The organism is Ruminococcus sp. RTP21359st1_H3_RTP21359_211015, assembly GCF_040909065.1.
Lineage (GTDB): Bacteria > Bacillota > Clostridia > Oscillospirales > Ruminococcaceae > Hominimerdicola > Hominimerdicola aceti.
On sequence record NZ_JBDGDD010000016.1, the window covers coordinates 1 to 17,471 of the forward strand.

Consider the following 17,471-nt stretch of genomic DNA (forward strand, 5'->3'; position numbering starts at 1 on the left):
TATCTATTATATCATATTAGCTAAGCTTTGTCAAGACTTTTCTTTGTGAATTCTTTATGAATTCGTTTGAACTCTTTCAAAAAGCGTTCATCGTCATCACCTTATTCACATTCATCGCTCTCGTCAAGCGACTTATATATTTTATCATCTACAGCGACATTTGTCAATAGCTTTTTCATTGTTTCTCTATTTTATACATTTTCTACCCGATAATTTAGATATTTTTCACTATGTTGTTCATTTTATACTATAATATAAAAGAAAAAGCAGGGCAATGCCCTGCTCTGATGCTCTTAATTATTAGAAGATGTATCAAATCCGCCCCTGTTAAAGAACAATTCTCTTATTGCGAGCGCACAGCCTGACAGGAATCTGTGTTTGTCCTCAATAATAGAAAGCTCGATCTTGCTTGAAACAAGTGCTCCGCCTATCTCTGTCACAGCGTCCTTTAATTTCTGGAACGCCTTTTCATTCTGGAATTTGAACTGATGAAGCACTATCTTCTGCGGATTGGTAGAAAAATACAAGTTGTTAAGAAGCACCGCTAACAGCGTAAGCTCACCGTTAAGTATCTCTTTTACAGCCTTGTCGTCTTTCTCGTATGCCATCGTTATCATATCCTGATTGACATTCTCAAAGCTTCCCCTTGCCGCCTCATAGAGAAAAGGCGTCTTTTCAGCAGAAAATACTTCCCTAAGCTTTGACATAGTAGCCGATGGAGTGAGTTCACTCTCAACACAGCCCCTTCTTCCGCAAGGACAAGTCCTGTCAGAATAAGGGTTGATTATCATCTTATCCACGAAGTTAGTTCTGTTATCATATGAAACGATCGGATCGTTAAGATTCGTCACAACAAAGTGCATAGTGTTGCCATACTGCAAAAAGGCTATGTTGTGTCTGTTTATATCCTTTGTTTTAAGGAAGTCGATATTTGCCATAGCCGTACCCTTTACAGAGTTGTCAAAAACCAGCGGAAGCTCAGTTTTCTCTCTTATTGCAGCCTTTAGCTTAGAATAGTCAGGCTCGCCATCTTCAACACTGATACCAAGTCTTGAATACATAGTCGGGAATATGCCGAAGCCTATGCCGAGAATTGAGTTCTTGTCAAGGCAGTTGTCGCCCAGTACCTCGTTTATAGACTTCTCAGTGAAATCAAAAATAGTGCTGTAGTCCGTCTTTTCGTTGATAGCCAGGTTTCTCTTATCGAGAACTGCACCTGCCAGAGTTGACAGACCAACGCTTACGATATCCTCCTCTACCGTTACGCCTATAACGAACTTGTAGTGGTGATTTATGTCGATAAGTATCTTTTTTCTGCCTCTCGGAGCTTTTTCTGTAACGTGCTTGTATTCGCCTATTTCCTGTATTATCCCCTGCTCGATCATTTCATTTGTTATGATCGTGACAGCGGCTCTTGTAAGCTCTAAAGTTCCCGCAATGTCGATACGGGAAGTAGGGCCTCTCTGCTTGAGTATCTTGAGGACCTGCATACGGTTGCGCCTCTTGAGATCAAGCTTGCTAATGCCATGCTGTTCCATATAACTATAATTCCCTCCGAATATATTATTACCTGCCCTGTACGTTCAAAGCGTTCCGTGTCCTTTAAATACTGATACGAAACGCCTTTTATGTGCAAGCTTCCGGCGGCAGCCATGCATGAAATAACGCACAACTCCGCCGTTTAATTGTTCTTCTCGAAAATTATAGCAAACATTTTTAAACTCATGATTAACAATTGATTATCATTTAACTGTTTACCGAACATTTACAATTTTTTAAAGAATATCAGCCTCGTTAATATCGTCCTCTATTTCCTCACCGTTGAGAATAGCCTTGAGAGTTTCCACTTCTTCGTCAGTAAGAGTGATACCCTTGCCCATTCTGCTGTGGTCTGGATTCCATTCTCTCAGGTCATATTTAGGCTCTCTCTCGTTCCAGGAAACCTTGTTAAGCTCCTTTGTCCAGCCCTTAGCGTTTTCAGAAAGTACGCCTATACGCTCTGTGATCTCAAATTTCAATTCTGCCATGATAAAAAACCTCCATTGGTGTAATAGGAGCATAGCCCCTTTATCTATAAAACGCAGTATCTCTACCGCTTTTTATATGCCCATTCAATAAGCTTATCCCATATCTGTCTGCGGAATATAAAGCCGCATACAAGTGTCTGCACCGCCGCCGCAAGCACGCCGAACCAAAGTCCTGCAGCCGCACCAAGCAGTATATCAAGTGCCGCAATGCCAATGAAAACATCTGCTGCCCTGCGGTTTTTGATAATAACAGCCACCGCCAGTATCAGAAATGCCACCGCTGCCCATACCATGCCGTGCCTGAAAACCAGACTCAGCGGCATAAGCACCATAAAGATATACATAAGCCTGTTCTTGTTTTTGTATATTGCAAAGACAAAGCCTGCCAGAAGCAAAGCATACACAATAATGCCCCTTGTGAGCAAGTCTATGAGTACAAATACAGCCAAGCCGCCAATAACTGCGCAAAGCTTTGCAGTGCTAAGGCTCACAAAATGTGAAGCTATCCTTGCAGGAAGCACCTTGTAGAATATGCTCTCTACAGCCTTTCGGTTGAGTATAAAGACCGCAAAGAAAAGCAGTGTCACGATAGCATACAAAGGCAGGTGGTGCATAAGGTCAGTTTCAAAAAGACAAATGAACATCATCACAAGGATAACGATGTTGTTCACTATCATCTTTTTCATATCTATCCTGAACGGCACTAGCTTTCTCGAGTCTATGGCTCTTATGATGAACACAGTCATATAAGCTGCCACCGTGGATATAGGCGGACCGTAAAGTCCTATCCTCGGTATGAGTATAACATTCAGCCCCACGTTTATAACGCCTGAAACAAGGCTCGTAAAAAGTGACCTCTTCGTCTGCTTTGAAGCAAGATAAATAGACCCCATAAAAGTGGTGAAGCATGAATAAATGGTCGCATATATGATGATAGGCGAGTATTTTACGCAGTCACGGAAATCTGCGCCTATCCAGAAGTTAGTCACAGGCTGAACGATAAGCAGACAGCCTGCCACAAGAATATACAAAAGGCTCTGATTGAAGTCAAAAACATTCTCATAGAAGGAATCTCTGTCATCAGAATCGTCCTCTGTGATAGCCGACATATTCCAAGCCTGACCGAACATAAGATATACCGTTGACACAAGGTTAGGTATCTTGTAAGCCGCCGACAGCACACCGTTGTAGTCCGAGCCAAGATAGTGGGTAGTCATAAATGAATCCGAGCTGTTTGTTATGAGCCACAAAAGCTGAGCAGGGATAAGAGGCACAGAATACTGTAGCATTACCTGCAAAAGCTCCCTGTCAATATCCTTGAAGTTTATATACCTCCAAAGCTTTGACTTGAACGTGAGAAATACCACCGATATAAGGTCGGAAAGAATGGTAGCGAGCAAATACTTTTCAATGCCCGTGCCGTGACCGAGAAATCCCTCAGGAAGCACCATGTAAAACATTGCCGTCCAAAACAGCGTAAAGAACGTGGTCAGTATGCCGTTAAAAGCAAACAGCTTTACCTGCTCCATTGCACGCACGAAAGTTGAATACAGCGACTTCATGCTTGATGTGAATACATATATATATAGTATCAAGCTGTATCCGCCAATATACTTGTCAGCAATGCCAGTCACCGACACAATAGGCAGCAAAATGCCGAACACCGCCAGACCAAAGAAGCATATAAGATTGCCAAGAGTAAAGACCTTTACCTTGTCATAAGCCTTGTCAAGACCAAATCTGATTATAGCCTCCGTGATAGTCATGGTCACAAGAGGTATTATCCAGTTAGCTATCTGAGTGAGAACGTCCGTAACGCCCAGCTCAGCCGTAGTAAGATAATTGGTGTATATAGGCACAAGCAACAGCACAAGGACTTTTGAGCTGAAAGAACCTATAGCGAACACCAGAGTATTTGAAAACAGCTTTTTATAGCTGCTTTGTTTGCCTGTTTCTGCCATTTAAAATTTCCTCATTACATAAAAATATAACACATAGAGATATTATAACACAATGCTTTGATTTTTGCAAATATTTTTATAAAAAGCCGTATTTTTTCACAAACCGCTTGCAATCAGAGCAAGATTATAGTATAATAGACCTAAAGAAAAGGGCTGTAAAAACAGCGTCACAGAATTACAGGAGGAAGATAACATGAGCAAAGCAACAAAAGTATTTCTGATACTTTTCGTATCTGTATTCACAGCAGGAGTGGCTGCAAATATCATCTGTGAGATATTCAAAACAAGACTTCAGAAATATTATTCTGTAGACTAAAATTTAGCATAGTACAAAAACGTTTATTGTAGGGGAACGGCTCAATTTCCGTTTCACAGAAATGCGACGTCCCGCTTAGTCGGGGCTATTCCCAGCACGCACTCTCAGGACGGCTTCTGCCGTCCTTTTTCTTTACGCAGTTTTTTCACTGCAAGTGAAACTTTTTTAGCATTTTTTCCGACTATTAGGGTGAAAGCTCACAGAGCAAAAAAAGAAAGGAGGAAAAACCATGGGAACAGAACTAAAAGATACATTCGTGCAGGCTTATAATGATACATACGATTATGTAAACCGCTATCTTACCTCAAAGCTTCCCACCAGAGAGCTTATAGAAGACGCACTCCAAAGCGTGTATCTTGATTTTTACCGCTCCCTTATCACCACTGAGGGGAAAATAAAAAACGTCAGGCATTACGTCCTGCGTATAGCCAAGCATTATGTTGCAGACCATTACAGACAACAGCCCAAAGCCACATTCGAGGATATCACCGACCTGAATATCCCCGACGAAAAAGCCCTTGCTACCCTTGAAAACGCCGACTTTTTCGACTATGAGCAGGTGATGAGCTATCTCAAAAGCTCCGACGATACCACCTACCGCATTTTCGTACTGCATTATCAGTACGGATATACTATCAAGAAAACCGCATCATGCCTAGGCTTGTCCCAGTCCACCGTAAAATCAAGACTATACCGCACCCTTGACAAGCTGAAAAAAACATACTGTGAAAAGGAGGAACAAAGCAATGAAAATGACAGATATAATGAAAAAGTCCCACAGCGAAAGCAAGTCTGAAAATCTTGACGCTATCCTGCAAAAAATAGACAATAAAGCCTTTATCACCAACTCAGCCGACAGCGCACACACAGAAACAAAACCCCAGCCTATAAAGCTTAGAAGAAAATCCGTCGGCATAGCCGCCGCCGCAGCCTGCGCCGCCATAGCAGTGGGAGCATTCGCATTCAGCGGACTTTTAAAGCCCGATATCGACGCCACCACCCCTGCCCCCTCAACAGCCTCCACCGATACCACAACACAGCCGCCCCAGACCCCACAGCATATCACAGTGCCGAAAGTTATCAACAAGACCTATGCCGAAGCCGAAAAGCTTATCGCACAGGCAGGCGGCACGCCCGTAAGACGTGATAGATATAGCGATACTGTCGCCGCCGAAACTGTCATGAATACCGAGCCTGCCGCAGGGGAAGAAATACAAGCAGGGCAAGAAGTCAACCTGTTTGTGAGCAAAGGTCCAGTTCCTGAGCAAAGAACTTATATCCACAATGACAGTTCACAGACCGACTCTGACGAACAGACCGATAAACAGCTCACCGAAGACGAGCTTGGCACATATGAAGCGGCAGATATAGAGATACCGACCTTTACCGAACGCCTCACCGACCTTGAAAACACAGACGATCTTGACATAATACTTTCCGCACTAAATTCAAGAACCTCAGACTTCGGCATAATCTCCGCCGAAAACCATGAAACCTACCTTGATGTAACAGTGAACACCGAAAATGACGTCACCTGCACAAAAGCCTACCTCCAAGCATACGGCGTAAATATAGACCTTGTGGACGTCCACACCGCCTACCCAGAGCCGACAGGCGATCTCCCCATCAGCGATACGCCTATAACAAATCCGTATAAAGTATCAAATCTTTTGTGCGACCTGGAAGAAATGGGTTACCGTCCAACTTTCACCTCCTGCGGCATTTATGACCAAGGCAACAGATGTGAGGTAACAGTGCTTTACGAACACAACATCAAGGAAATGGAAGAGCTTCTGCAAAGCTGTAACGTTGATATGTCAATAGTCACAATAACCCTCGGCGGCAAAGCAGAAGTCACCCCAGGCTACAGAAGCCCCAGAGAGATAGTTAATATGTCAATAGTCACAATAAACCTCGGTGGCAAAGCAGAAGTCACCCCAGGCTACAGAAGCCCCAGAGAGATACTCGAAGAAGTAAAAGACGTTTTCCATATAAATGATGTAAGAATAGCCATAACAGGCAAGACCTCGTATGTTGACGCCTATGCTATAGACATCTCAGATACCGAAAAGCTCGCCGATATAGCAGGCTACATCACCAGCTATTTTTCCGACGATATCCTCTATTCCATACCAATATCCCTAAACGGCAGCGATTACTTTTTCGTACATAAATAGCACAAAACCGCTCTGCACTGCGCAGGGCGGCTTTTTTTTACATACAAAACCTATGGCTTCCAATAACCGTCACCGTAGGCTTAGCGTGCATATAAGCGTTTGAAGTCTTGGCAGGATTGTAGTAGTAAACACAGCCGTTTGTGGGGTCCCAGCCGTTCAAAGCGTCACGGGCAGCATTGTAAGCGGAAGCGGCAACAGGCTCGTTGAACTGTCCGTCCACCACCGCAGTAAAAGCGCCGTTTTGGTAAATTACCCCCGAAAGCGTGTCAGGGAAAGAAGGGTGCTCGATACGGTTGAGTATCACCGCACCCACAGCCACCTGACCCACATAAGGCTCGCCCCTGGCCTCGGCAGAGATTATCCTCGCCAAAAGATTGATGTTCTGCTCCGTAGCCGACGGCACAGAGCCAATAGAAATGCCCAACGCACGCAGCGTCTGCGGACCTGCCGTCCCCGTCTGACTTATCCCCTGCTGTTTCTGAAATTTTATCACAGCGGCTTTGGTCTTTTCACCGTAGTATCCCGTCACAGAATCATTGAACAAACCACGTTCTTTAAGGCGTTCCTGAATAGCCCGCACCTCACTGCCGCTAGACCCAAGCTGAGAGAGCGCACTGTCCGAACCGCCCCAAAAGGCATTCACCGCCGCCAGCGAAACTCCCACCGCCAGCACCGTCACCACAGCTTTTTTCGCAAGCAGATTTCTCATTGTTCTCATAAGATCACCTCCTGAAAATCTGCATTTATTTTTTACAGCATTTACAGATTTATTCACGCCATGTCAATGTGTACAAATTCAGCGGCACAAATTTATGCAAACAAATGATTTATATTTTAATTTGGCAACATTTCTGCAATTGTTGCATTTTTTATGCAACAAAAAGGGTACTTTTCGTGTATAAGTAGAAAGCGTTTTGATACTTGCGGGCACGTACAAGCCCTGCGACTTAGTGAATACGATGAGAGATTCTGGAACAGGCTGTAGAGTACTTGTGTCAAAGCGTGGGTGTGCGTTTGATATTTTGTGTATACGCAACCTAGGGCATAATACCCAATGTCGCACCTCGAATGTAACTTGAAAATTGAATATAAATACAGCTAAAACACGAAACCTATGGCAACAAATCTGTAGGGGCGAACAGCGTTCGCCCGTCGAAGAAACAAGTCCACGATTACAACCATTGTAGGACAGAACAAAAAACTATCCTATCATGCTTGTAGGGGCTTGGCGAAATTTCTGTTCGCAAGCTCACAGAAATGCGACAGCCCGCTCGAAGTGACGAGGTTTGAATTTACCATAAAGTCATGCAGATGTACAAAGACGTGCGAGGGGGGCGGGACGTCGGATTTCTGCAAAGCAGAAATTGCGCCGCTCCCCTACAATTCTGAAATTATGGCAAATTCTAAACACGGGCGAACGCTGTTCGCCCCTACAAATATTTGGGCAAGTCCTACCGCCGCAAAATCGCTCCGCTCTTTGCGGACTTTACGTTGTGCAGGAGGATAGTAAAGCGGTGCAGATTTAATTCTCCGATATCACTTTCATCTAATATCTGACTTCTATATGCTATTTTTCATTAAATCTGCACCTAGTCGGCTTGCGCCGAATGAGGCTCTGCCTCATACTCCGCTAGGGGCTTTGCCCCTAGACCCCACAAGCCCTCTAGCGCCGGGCTTGAGCGTGCGCTTTATCTCTCGCTTCGCTCGGTGCTTTATTTTTACTTTTGGTCTGCTATGCCCATTCCTCATTCCTCATTCCTCACTCCTCACTCCTCATTCCTCATTCCTCACTCCTCATTCCTCATTCCTCATTTCACATTCCTCCCCTCCTCACTAAAAATCCGCCCCCACATCTTGCAATTTACCTCAAAATGTGCTATCATTATCTCTATAGGGGGTCTTATCCATGAAAAAACTCTTTTCCGTAATTTTTATGAACTTTTTCGGCTTCGACATGATAATTTTCTTGGTTGCAGTCGCGACCGCCCTCGTCTTTTATTTCACTAAAAAATCGGCTGATGTTCTCTACAACAAGCTTCATCTTAACATCTTCGTTCCCGACTCAGGTGCTTCCCGCCGTCAGGCTGACAGCGATATTTCGGGCATTCGTGAAACAGATATCGTTTCTATGCGCAACCGCACAGGAAGCCTTTATTCTCTGTTCGTAAACCTCACAGGGATCTTCCCTCTCTTGGGTATCCTCGGCACTGTTATCGCCCTCCTCGGTATGGTGGGCAATATGACAAACGTTCAGGATAATTTCTATGGTGCTTTGACCTCCACTTTTTGGGGACTTGTTTTTGCTATAATCTTCAAATTTCTTGACGGCATAATCTCTGCAAAAATAGAGGATAACGAGAAAAATGTTCAGCTCTATCTTGAAAGAAACAACGCTGAACATTCCCAAAGCGGTGAACAGCCATGAATGGTTTCAGGAAAAATAAGGGCATAGTCCTTGAGCTGACTTCCCTGCTCGATGTTATCATGATAATGCTTTTCTGGGTCATGACCGATGTTTCCGCATCTGCCGACAGTCAGAAAGAGGACGCAAAAGCTCAGGTGCAGGCTGTCACTCAACAGCTTGAGGAGCAGAAGCAAAAGTCCGCTGACGAGCTTGAAAAGCTCCGTAAGGATATGCAAAAGCAGATAGATGAAGCCTATAAAAAGGCTGAGAGCATTAACAGCAATGCCGCAAAAAATCAGCAGGCGCTTTACGGCTACACTCATGGTATGCTTATCTCACTTGATATGCGAAATGAAAACGGCTCTGACAAGCTGTATATTTCCCGAAATGATGAGGATATTATGACCGTGACCCCTGATGAAGATATCTCAGGCAGGCTCATATCTCTTTTTGAAGGACTCGGTGCGGCAGACGGTGAAGTAATGCTTGCGGCAGTGGTCTATGACGGTGACGCTGTGCTTTATCGTAACATGAGAATAGTGGAAAACGCTGTGCAGGCTGTGTCAGACAAATACGAAAATGTTTACTTTACATACATAAACACTTCCAAATAGAAAGGACAATAAAAATGAGTATTCAGAACGATGTTGAAAAGCTCTACCGCAGTGACCTTGAAAAACAAAGACAAAAGCAAAAAAAGAAAAAGAAGAAAAAGCTTCTTGGTATCATGCTGATCGTCATTATCATTGCGGCGCTTATTCTTATAATGCAGTATCTTGGACTTGGACTAGGCGGTGGAAAAGGCGAAGGCTCAGGGGACGGCAAGGACGTAAGTGCTTCCTCCAATGAAGCTTCCGTTACTACCACAACAACAGCAGTGCCAAAGGAATTTTATGACATCAAGGTTTCAGGAAGCACTTATATAATCGATGAGCGTGTGGTAGATCTTAAAAGTCTTGTTTCCACAGTGAAGCTTATGAGCGACAATGTTATCGTAAGGATAACAGACGACAACGCAACAAAGAACGCTATGGATGACTTGAAAAAGGCTCTTACCGACGACGGCAGAGAGTTCACAGAAACAGTTCTTGACAATTCAGCTTTGGATAACAGCGTGGCAGATACAACATCTGAAGCCGTAAGATAAAAACTGCAGGGGCGAACATCCTTCGCCCGTTTTCTGCATAATTTTAAAGGATACAGATATAAAATAAAATTGGGGACGGTCAAGCCGTCCTCTTTTCAGAAACAGAGGTAATATCATGCTTGGACTTACTTTAGAGGGCGGAGCCAGCAGAACGGTCTATTCCTGCGGAATAATGGACGCTCTGCTGGAGGATAAAATAATAGCCGATTATGTTATAGGCGTTTCGGCTGGAGCAGCTTTCGGCGTTTCTTACTGCTCAGGGCAGATAGGCAGAAATCTCCGCCTTGCAACTGAGTTTATGGGAACAAAGAAATACATGGGCGCAAGACATCTTATCGACCCGAAAAACCGATGCTACTATAACCTTGATTATGCCTACAATGTTGTGCCTAATGTTGAGCTTCCCTTTGATTATGAAGCCTACAGAAACTTCAAGGGCAGATTTTGTGCAGTTGTTACAAACGTAAAAAACGGCAAGGCTGAGTACATGGACGTGCCAAAAGATGACACCCACTGGAATTTGCTTAGAGCAACCTGTGCGCTTCCTCTGCTTTTCCCTGAGATAGAGATAAACGGAGAAAAATATATGGACGGCGGTATATCAGATTCAATACCATATATGCAGGCAATAAAAGCAGGCTGTGACAAAAATATCGTTGTGCTGACCCGACCAAAGGGCTATGTTAAGACCCAGGAGCCTGCCACAAAGCTTGCCATGAAATATTATCACAAGTACCCTGAATTTGCCGAAGCCCTTGCCACAAGAGCCGAGAGATACAACAAATGTATCGCAGAGCTTATGGAGCTTAAAGCGGAGGGGAAAGTCTTTGTTTTCACACCAAAAACCACCTTCGGTGTGGGAAGAACAGAGGGCGACCCTGTAAAGCTGAGAAGGCTCTACGATTACGGCTACAACCACGCAAAATGGGCAATGGACGATCTGAAAAAATATCTTTGCAAGTAGGAATGAGGTAATAAAATGTCATACAAGCTGCCGCTTTTTGTTGCCGCCGCATTTCTGGGCGGTTATATGCTTATTTCAAACAGACAGCTAAGGGTGAACGAATATGAGCTGAAAGTATCAAAGCTTCCTGAGAATTTTGTTGGTAAAAAGATACTTCTTCTTGCAGATCTTCACAAGAAGCGTTACGGGGACAATTTCAACAATCTAGTAAATTCCTGTATTGCCGCCGAGCCTGACTTTATTTTCTTTGCAGGTGATCTTTACAGCCGTGATGAAACGGACATGATACCGAAGCTTGCCCTTATGAAAAGGCTAAAACATATCGCACCAACCTATTATATTTTCGGTAACCATGAAACTGACAACATGGATAATGCCGAAGCCCTTGCTTTAAAACTCACCGAATGTGGAGTACACATTCTGAGAAACAACATGGAGCAGATAAAAATAGGCGAGGATCACATCAATATATACGGCACTCAGCTCCCCCAAAGATTTTACCGCAACGAAGATTTTTCACATCACGACCTGCCGCAGATTACAAAGGACGAGCTTACAAAACTTTTAGGCGAGCCTGACAGGAACGAGTGTAACTTTTTGCTTTCCCACACACCGCTGGCGTTCCGTGCTTATGCGGATTGGGGAGCAGATGTGACGTTTTCGGGTCACTGCCACGGGGGAGTTATAAGATTGCCTTTTATTGGCGGAATACTTTCTCCTGAGCGGAAATTCTTTCCACGATACACAAAGGGCATTTACGAACTTGACGCTGAACAGGGATTGGCAAAGCTTGCTGTTACGGCAGGACTTGGTAAATTCAGGCTGAATAATCCCTCGGAAATAATGATTTGCACACTTGAAAGGCAGGAATAAATATGTATCAGAAACAATTTGCAGAATATTTTGACAAGCACATGGAGGAGATACTTCGTGACCTTGACGAGATTATCTCTATTGAGAGCGTAGGCGACATAAATGCCCCTGTTAAGCCATTTGGCGAGGGTTCTCGCAAGGCTCTTGACTGGGGAAAGGCTTATCTTGAAAAGCTTGGCATGACAACAAAGGACTTTGACGGCTATGCTGTTCACGGTGATTTTTACCCAGAGGGTGAATGTAAGCTTGCTGTGCTTTCACATCTTGACACTGTTCCCGCAGGCGAGGGCTGGAGCTATCCGCCTTTCAAGCTGACTAAAGCTGACGGAAAGCTTTTTGGCAGAGGAACTATCGACGATAAAGGTCCGAGCGTTGCGGTGCTGTGGGCTGTAAAGGCTATCAAAAAGCTTAACATTCCTATAAAAAAGAACTTCCGTGTTATTTTCGGTGGCAATGAAGAGGGCGGCTGTGAGGACATGGAATATTATGAAAGCAAACAGCCTTTCCCTGAAATGGTGTTCACACCCGACGGCTCTTTTCCTGTGCTCAACTGTGAAAAGGGCATGGTGCATCTTACATTCTCTGCTGAATTTTCAGACGATAAGATAGCTGAGATAAATGGTGGAAGCGTTATAAATGCTATCCCGGACAAGTGCATTGTGAAGTTTGCCGACGACAGTGAGAAGGTCATCAGAGGAAAATCGTCACACGGGTCAAGACCTGAAAACGGCGACAATGCGGTGACAAAATTTGTGGCAGAATACAAAAATGAAAATGCTCTCCTTGGTGGGTTGGCTGAGCTTTTCCCACACGGAGAATGCAACGGAAAGTCATGCGGTCTTGGTTTTTCAGACGATGTATCAGGCGAGATGACCTGTGCGCTGACTATCCTTAAAACTGAGGGTGGCAGGCTTCATGGCGGTATAGACATACGCTTCCCTATTGACAAGACGCTTGCTGAGATAAGCGGTATCATAACTTCCGCACTTGAAAGCAAGGGCTTCAAGGTGGACGAGCTTGACGGCATGGAGCCGCATTATGTGGACGAAAACAGTGAGTTCGTTCAGACCTTGTTAAGGGTATACGAAAAGGTCAAGGGCGAAAAGGGAAAATGTATCGCAGAGGGCGGAATAACCTACGTTCACAACACAAAGGGCGGTGTTGCGTTCGGTGCGGAATTTCCTGAGGAAAACAACAATATGCACGGAGCTGACGAGCATATTTCCATGGAAACTTTCAAAATAAATCTGAATATGTACGCTAATGCTATTGCAGAGCTTTGCGGTGAATAATTGGGTGTGCATGGCTCTTGACAAAGTGTGATTTTAGTGGTATACTTTATTGCATAAAAGCTTAAAAGCGTAAAAGCAAAGGGAGCATGACGGACAATGAAGATTTGTATAGTTGGACTTGGACTTATAGGCGGTTCGCTTGCCAAGGCAATAAAAAAGAACACTCATGAGAGCTGTTTCGGTATAGATATTGACAGGGGAACGATAGCAGGGGCGCTGGCGCAGGAGGCTATCGACGGTGAAATGACCATTGACGACCTTGCAGGCTGTGACGTTGTTATTGTGGGACTTCACCCTGAGGCTACCATAAAATTTATCACGGAGAACGCAGGTAAGTTCAAAAAGGGCGGTATCGTTCTTGACACTTGTGGAGTAAAGGGCGAGATAGTCAGGGCTGTAGAGGGCGTTTGCATTGAAAACGGTGTAAACTTTCTCGGCTGTCACCCTATGGCAGGACGTGAATTTTCGGGCTTTGCATACTCGGTGGACAATCTTTTTGAGAAAGCAAGCTTTATAATGACGCCTACTGACAGAACGCCTATGAGGGTGGTGCAGGAGATATCAAGGCTTGCATACAACATAGGTTTTGCAAAGGTCGTTGTATCAAACATTGAGGAGCATGACAGCGTTATTGCATTCACTTCTCAGCTTGCTCACGTTGTATCAAGTTCCTATGTAAAAAGCCCTAGCCTTCTGAAGCAGGCAGGCTTTTCGGCAGGATCATTCAAAGACCTTACGAGAGTGGCAAAGCTCAACGAAGATATGTGGACGGAGCTTTTCCTTATGAATCGTGGTCCACTGGTGGACGAGATAGAGCATATAATCGCAAGATTAACGGAGTATCGTGATGCTATTGCAAATAATGACGCTCAAAGGTTGCATGACCTGCTTAAAGAGGGTCGAGAGCTTAAGGAATTGTCTAATAATAGCTAAATAAGAAAATAAAGCGGTGTCAGAGTTTCAATTCTCTGCACCGCTTTTTGTTTATTCTTCTGTGTCTGTATCGTCGTCTGTATTATCAGTTTCTTCCTGCTCTTCATTTTCGTCAGGTTCGTCAGGCTCGGACAAATTGGTATCATCGCTTTCGTCTGTATCGTGGATATCTTTATCATTATCCTTGTTAGCTGACTTATTGTCGCCTACCGTTTTGTTTTTCACTATCATAAGATACTCAGCGGCAATAAGAGCTAAGCACAAAACGCAGACCACGCCAATAATAACGCCCATTGATGAACCGCTCTTTTCTTCCGACACCGGACTTGCGGCTTTTGAGGTCGCTTCTGCTTCTGAGCTTTCAAGCTTCACGGCTTCAGGTTCTTTTATCACTATTTTAAAATGCCCTACTGAGCCGTCCTTATAAACAATATCTATCTTTGTTTCGCCTGTGCTGAGGGTCTGGAACTTGCCGTCCTCGAATATAAGCACTTCGCCGTTGGCTACTGTTACGCTGTCGACATCTGTAAGTCCTATATCCTCGGGAGCGATAGGGTACTTGGAATAGTCAACGTCTATTTCGATATAATCGCTGTCGTCCTGCTTAACGTCTGCAGCGTCCTGATACTTGACGATACCGTTCTCTACCTGATTTGATATGGCATTGAGGTTTTCGTCATCAAGGGAATTTACTGTGAGATAAAGCACTGTTGAGGTGAGCTTTTCGTCTGCGACTTTGAAATGGAGGGTCGCATAATCACCGTCAAAGTCTGTGCCGTCTGCGTTCACATAGTTATATACAAACTTACCTGCAAAGGCATTGTCAACTGCCATGCCCCCTGCTTTATCATTGGTTTCGCACTTTTCAAACTCTACAAGGCTATCGTCATAGCCCACGGAGATAGAGGCATTTGAGATAAGGTGGTCGCACTGGATATTTATTTTCGCTGTAAACTTTTTATCCTTTACCTCGCTGACCACAAGCTTTACAACTGTCGGCGTAGAAGTCGGAGTGTCCGGAACATAGGAATAAGATGTGGTAGTTCCCCATGTGGTGGTTTCCCATGTCTGAGCTGTGGTAGTTGTAGTCGTTTCAGTGTCCTCCTGCTGAGGCTGAGCGGTAGTGGTTGTTTCCGGTACAGGATCTGTGGCTGGCACATCGGTTGTCACAGGCGTTTCGGGATCAGCGAAACACACTGAGGTCATTGCCATGACCGCTGCAAAAAATCCCACTGTTACTTTCTTGAAATCCATTATTTACTCTCCTGATATTGTTTTTGACGTAAACAAGGGCTGCCGCCATAAAGACCGCAGCCCATGATTTCCCTTTTTATTAGTCCTCAATAAGAGTTACTTTCTTCATGACCTGATCTACAAGCGGCTTATCGTTGAAATTTACGTCAACTGCTGCGATCTCGTCAACAACGTCCATGCCCTCGACTACCTTGCCGAATGCTGCATACTGTCCGTCAAGATGAGGAGCGTCCTGGTGCATGATAAAGAATTGTGAGCTTGCTGAATTTGGCATTGCTGAACGTGCCATTGAGATAACGCCTCTTGTATGCTTGAGGTCGTTACGAACACCATTGGCAAGGAACTCGCCCTTTATCTTCTCTTTTGCACCGCCCATGCCTGTTCCCATTGGGTCGCCGCCCTGTATCATAAAGCCTGAGATAACTCTATGGAATATCAGTCCGTCATAAAAGCCCTCTTTAACAAGCTTCTCAAAATTTGCAACTGTGATAGGTGCAACGTCAGGATAAAGCTCGATCTTGATATTCTTTCCGTTTGCCATTTCTATATTTACCATGTTAATACTCTCCTTATTATCTGTTAATACAAAATTTACTTGGATTTTGGCAGCTCGCCACGTTTATTTTTCTCCATAAGATCATTGAAATACAATGTGACAGGAGTTGGAACTTTCTTGAAAAGCCCCTTTTTCTCAACCTCGTCACAAACGATATAATCTCTTTCACCGTCATTATTTACGCAATAGAGCCTGTCTGTTTTATAGAAGCCGCCGTTGCCGTCATCTCTGTTCTTATCAAAACAGCCGAAGATATCCTTTGCCATAAGCTCGCAAAGTCTGAGTATCTTCTCATAGTTGGTATGCTCGCTCCACTTTTCAAGCTCTTCATGGAAGAACTGCCGGACAGGAACGTCATTGACTTCCATTTTTCTTATTATTCTCGCAAGGCATATAGAAGCGTCCTGATCGGTAAGCTTATCAAGTCTTGCATTCTTATAATCAAGTATATACTCATTTAATGTAGCATAAAGCAACTTATCATACTGAAACGGCTTGCCTTTGCCTGAAAATTTTATGATAGGGTTATCGGTATTGATCTTCAATTTTATCTCTCCAATTCAATTTATTCTGGCAATACCCCTAATTACTGCCTTTACCCCGATCATCTGCCATATTTTTCGTTAAATTCTTTCACCTTCTGCGCCAAAAACTCTTCCGATACTGAGCCGATAGCGTCGTCGTCCTCGCTGTGGTCAACAGAGCCAAGACCCTCCACAAGAGCCTCATCGACGGATATTCCCTTTATATCCTTATACTCTGCATAGTCCTCAGGCTTTTTTGCATAAGGAAGCTCAGCCACCTTTGCGGCTGTGGTTTCTGCACTTATGGCTTCGATATTGCCTGTATCACGCTTCTCCTGAGCCACTTTCTCGTCATGTATCCTATATATCTCCTCAAGCTTTGAGTCGATACCCTCAACGGACGCCACGCTTATATCCTCCTTATGAGAAGCTACAAATCTTGCGTGTTCCTCCTCATAAAGCTTTTCATACTCGCTCTGGGCATCAGTTATCTCAGCCTGTCCTACCGGGTTCACGTCGTAGTCGGCATAGGTCTTTACGGGATCGTTTTTCTTTTCAGCCAGCTCTTTTTCAAGCTGCTCCATCTTGCTGCGGATAGTTTCCGGCTCTATGGTATCGGTTATCTTCTCGGCGTGTACCTTATCGCTGCTGGACTCCTTCACAAAAGCCGTATCTCCGCCTGCTCTCTTCACAGGCGTGTTCCATATATCATCAGCATTTATCTGCTGCTTTTTAGGCTGTGTCGATGTTTTGGGCTCGGAGCTTTTTCTGCTGAACAGACCCATAAGATCTCCCCCTTTTTATTGGCATGATGATCTGATATCGGCTTTTTATGCCTGACATCTTATACTTATTTATTATACAATATTTTCACCAAAATTGCAAACCTTTTGACAGTTACTTTTTGTACGATTTTTTAAACTCTTTTTGTGCATTTTGTTTCGTATTAATATAATACAAATATAAAATTCACGCTTAGTTAATGTAATCTATACTAATATTTGCTATACTATATTTGTTAAGTTATTTATTTTGTTAATTAA

Annotated in this window: 18 protein-coding genes; 10 read left to right on the top strand and 8 right to left on the bottom strand. The window is 44.0% G+C overall.

Features of this window, described 5'->3' with window-relative positions:
- Window positions 1-293 precede the first annotated feature (293 nt).
- The 3 genes from AB5Z01_RS08005 to AB5Z01_RS08015 form a co-directional block, all read right to left on the bottom strand.
- Window positions 294-1,538 carry an ROK family transcriptional regulator gene (locus tag AB5Z01_RS08005; protein ID WP_117898154.1) on the bottom strand — a complete coding sequence of 415 codons (1,245 nt, stop codon included), beginning with the start codon at window positions 1,536-1,538 and terminating at the stop codon, window positions 294-296.
- Between the two features lie 237 nt (window positions 1,539-1,775).
- The gene (locus tag AB5Z01_RS08010) at window positions 1,776-2,027 is read right to left on the bottom strand and encodes a YdbC family protein (RefSeq protein WP_022287989.1); all 252 of its coding nucleotides are present in this window, start codon (window positions 2,025-2,027) and stop codon (window positions 1,776-1,778) included.
- Window positions 2,028-2,089: 62 nt separating this feature from the next.
- The gene (locus AB5Z01_RS08015; RefSeq protein WP_368365446.1) at window positions 2,090-3,988 is read right to left on the bottom strand and encodes a lipopolysaccharide biosynthesis protein; all 1,899 of its coding nucleotides are present in this window, start codon (window positions 3,986-3,988) and stop codon (window positions 2,090-2,092) included.
- Between the two features lie 193 nt (window positions 3,989-4,181).
- Between AB5Z01_RS08015 and AB5Z01_RS08020 the strand changes: the two genes are divergently transcribed.
- The 3 genes from AB5Z01_RS08020 to AB5Z01_RS08030 all read left to right on the top strand — a co-directional run bounded on the left by AB5Z01_RS08020 (window position 4,182) and on the right by AB5Z01_RS08030 (window position 6,481).
- A complete protein-coding gene (locus AB5Z01_RS08020; RefSeq protein WP_022287987.1) occupies window positions 4,182-4,304 on the top strand; it encodes a hypothetical protein in 123 nt (40 codons plus the stop codon).
- A 229-nt stretch (window positions 4,305-4,533) separates the two neighbouring features.
- Window positions 4,534-5,100, top strand: a complete 567-nt coding sequence (locus tag AB5Z01_RS08025; protein ID WP_368365447.1) for an RNA polymerase sigma factor — start codon at window positions 4,534-4,536, stop codon at window positions 5,098-5,100.
- Entirely contained in the window at window positions 5,051-6,481 is a 1,431-nt protein-coding gene (locus AB5Z01_RS08030) for a PASTA domain-containing protein (protein ID WP_332008818.1), read from the top strand. Before AB5Z01_RS08025 ends, AB5Z01_RS08030 begins: the two co-directional genes overlap by 50 nt.
- A 37-nt stretch (window positions 6,482-6,518) precedes the next feature.
- Here the strand turns inward: AB5Z01_RS08030 and sleB are convergent, their stop codons facing one another.
- Window positions 6,519-7,190: a spore cortex-lytic enzyme gene (gene sleB / locus AB5Z01_RS08035; RefSeq protein WP_117891938.1), complete on the bottom strand. Its 672-nt coding sequence runs from the start codon at window positions 7,188-7,190 to the stop codon at window positions 6,519-6,521.
- Window positions 7,191-8,387: 1,197 nt separating this feature from the next.
- Here sleB and AB5Z01_RS08040 point away from each other — a divergent pair.
- The 7 genes from AB5Z01_RS08040 to AB5Z01_RS08070 all read left to right on the top strand — a co-directional run bounded on the left by AB5Z01_RS08040 (window position 8,388) and on the right by AB5Z01_RS08070 (window position 14,094).
- A complete protein-coding gene (locus AB5Z01_RS08040) occupies window positions 8,388-8,906 on the top strand; it encodes a MotA/TolQ/ExbB proton channel family protein (protein ID WP_287216068.1) in 519 nt (172 codons plus the stop codon).
- Window positions 8,903-9,499 (top strand): hypothetical protein, encoded by a 597-nt coding sequence (locus AB5Z01_RS08045; RefSeq protein WP_287216070.1) that lies wholly within the window; start codon window positions 8,903-8,905, stop codon window positions 9,497-9,499. The genes AB5Z01_RS08040 and AB5Z01_RS08045 overlap by 4 nt, the downstream gene beginning before the upstream one ends.
- A gap of 14 nt (window positions 9,500-9,513) precedes the next feature.
- Entirely contained in the window at window positions 9,514-10,032 is a 519-nt protein-coding gene (locus AB5Z01_RS08050) for a hypothetical protein (protein ID WP_287216073.1), read from the top strand.
- Between the two features lie 115 nt (window positions 10,033-10,147).
- On the top strand, window positions 10,148-10,996 hold the full coding sequence (locus tag AB5Z01_RS08055; protein ID WP_270764434.1) for a patatin family protein: 849 nt from the start codon (window positions 10,148-10,150) through the stop codon (window positions 10,994-10,996).
- A gap of 15 nt (window positions 10,997-11,011) precedes the next feature.
- The gene (locus AB5Z01_RS08060; RefSeq protein ID WP_287216076.1) at window positions 11,012-11,869 is read left to right on the top strand and encodes a metallophosphoesterase; all 858 of its coding nucleotides are present in this window, start codon (window positions 11,012-11,014) and stop codon (window positions 11,867-11,869) included.
- 2 nt (window positions 11,870-11,871) lie between these two features.
- Entirely contained in the window at window positions 11,872-13,161 is a 1,290-nt protein-coding gene (locus AB5Z01_RS08065; RefSeq protein WP_287216079.1) for a Sapep family Mn(2+)-dependent dipeptidase, read from the top strand.
- 96 nt (window positions 13,162-13,257) lie between these two features.
- On the top strand, window positions 13,258-14,094 hold the full coding sequence (locus AB5Z01_RS08070) for a prephenate dehydrogenase (protein ID WP_195221000.1): 837 nt from the start codon (window positions 13,258-13,260) through the stop codon (window positions 14,092-14,094).
- A gap of 51 nt (window positions 14,095-14,145) precedes the next feature.
- Here the strand turns inward: AB5Z01_RS08070 and AB5Z01_RS08075 are convergent, their stop codons facing one another.
- The 4 genes from AB5Z01_RS08075 to AB5Z01_RS08090 all read right to left on the bottom strand — a co-directional run bounded on the left by AB5Z01_RS08075 (window position 14,146) and on the right by AB5Z01_RS08090 (window position 17,213).
- A complete protein-coding gene (locus tag AB5Z01_RS08075; protein ID WP_287216081.1) occupies window positions 14,146-15,348 on the bottom strand; it encodes a hypothetical protein in 1,203 nt (400 codons plus the stop codon).
- 79 nt (window positions 15,349-15,427) lie between these two features.
- Window positions 15,428-15,904, bottom strand: coding sequence for a peptidylprolyl isomerase (locus AB5Z01_RS08080; RefSeq protein WP_117858725.1), 477 nt, complete (start codon window positions 15,902-15,904; stop codon window positions 15,428-15,430).
- A 35-nt stretch (window positions 15,905-15,939) separates the two neighbouring features.
- Entirely contained in the window at window positions 15,940-16,449 is a 510-nt protein-coding gene (locus tag AB5Z01_RS08085; protein ID WP_287216083.1) for a hypothetical protein, read from the bottom strand.
- Between the two features lie 59 nt (window positions 16,450-16,508).
- On the bottom strand, window positions 16,509-17,213 hold the full coding sequence (locus tag AB5Z01_RS08090; RefSeq protein WP_022287921.1) for a hypothetical protein: 705 nt from the start codon (window positions 17,211-17,213) through the stop codon (window positions 16,509-16,511).
- Window positions 17,214-17,471 lie beyond the last annotated feature (258 nt).

Excerpts from the sequence above, each read along its gene's own strand:
- AB5Z01_RS08080 (WP_117858725.1), bottom strand. The coding sequence starts at position 15,904 with ATGGTAAATATAGAAATGGCAAACGGAAAGAATATCAAGATCGAGCTT.
- sleB (WP_117891938.1), bottom strand. The coding sequence starts at position 7,190 with ATGAGAAATCTGCTTGCGAAAAAAGCTGTGGTGACGGTGCTGGCGGTG.
- AB5Z01_RS08020 (WP_022287987.1), top strand. The coding sequence starts at position 4,182 with ATGAGCAAAGCAACAAAAGTATTTCTGATACTTTTCGTATCTGTATTC.
- AB5Z01_RS08055 (WP_270764434.1), top strand. The coding sequence starts at position 10,148 with ATGCTTGGACTTACTTTAGAGGGCGGAGCCAGCAGAACGGTCTATTCC.
- AB5Z01_RS08090 (WP_022287921.1), bottom strand. The coding sequence starts at position 17,213 with ATGGGTCTGTTCAGCAGAAAAAGCTCCGAGCCCAAAACATCGACACAG.
- AB5Z01_RS08010 (WP_022287989.1), bottom strand. The coding sequence starts at position 2,027 with ATGGCAGAATTGAAATTTGAGATCACAGAGCGTATAGGCGTACTTTCT.
- AB5Z01_RS08075 (WP_287216081.1), bottom strand. The coding sequence starts at position 15,348 with ATGGATTTCAAGAAAGTAACAGTGGGATTTTTTGCAGCGGTCATGGCA.
- AB5Z01_RS08070 (WP_195221000.1), top strand. The coding sequence starts at position 13,258 with ATGAAGATTTGTATAGTTGGACTTGGACTTATAGGCGGTTCGCTTGCC.
- AB5Z01_RS08015 (WP_368365446.1), bottom strand. The coding sequence starts at position 3,988 with ATGGCAGAAACAGGCAAACAAAGCAGCTATAAAAAGCTGTTTTCAAAT.
- AB5Z01_RS08065 (WP_287216079.1), top strand. The coding sequence starts at position 11,872 with ATGTATCAGAAACAATTTGCAGAATATTTTGACAAGCACATGGAGGAG.
- AB5Z01_RS08025 (WP_368365447.1), top strand. The coding sequence starts at position 4,534 with ATGGGAACAGAACTAAAAGATACATTCGTGCAGGCTTATAATGATACA.
- AB5Z01_RS08030 (WP_332008818.1), top strand. The coding sequence starts at position 5,051 with ATGAAAATGACAGATATAATGAAAAAGTCCCACAGCGAAAGCAAGTCT.
- AB5Z01_RS08050 (WP_287216073.1), top strand. The coding sequence starts at position 9,514 with ATGAGTATTCAGAACGATGTTGAAAAGCTCTACCGCAGTGACCTTGAA.
- AB5Z01_RS08045 (WP_287216070.1), top strand. The coding sequence starts at position 8,903 with ATGAATGGTTTCAGGAAAAATAAGGGCATAGTCCTTGAGCTGACTTCC.
- AB5Z01_RS08060 (WP_287216076.1), top strand. The coding sequence starts at position 11,012 with ATGTCATACAAGCTGCCGCTTTTTGTTGCCGCCGCATTTCTGGGCGGT.
- AB5Z01_RS08040 (WP_287216068.1), top strand. The coding sequence starts at position 8,388 with ATGAAAAAACTCTTTTCCGTAATTTTTATGAACTTTTTCGGCTTCGAC.
- AB5Z01_RS08005 (WP_117898154.1), bottom strand. The coding sequence starts at position 1,538 with ATGGAACAGCATGGCATTAGCAAGCTTGATCTCAAGAGGCGCAACCGT.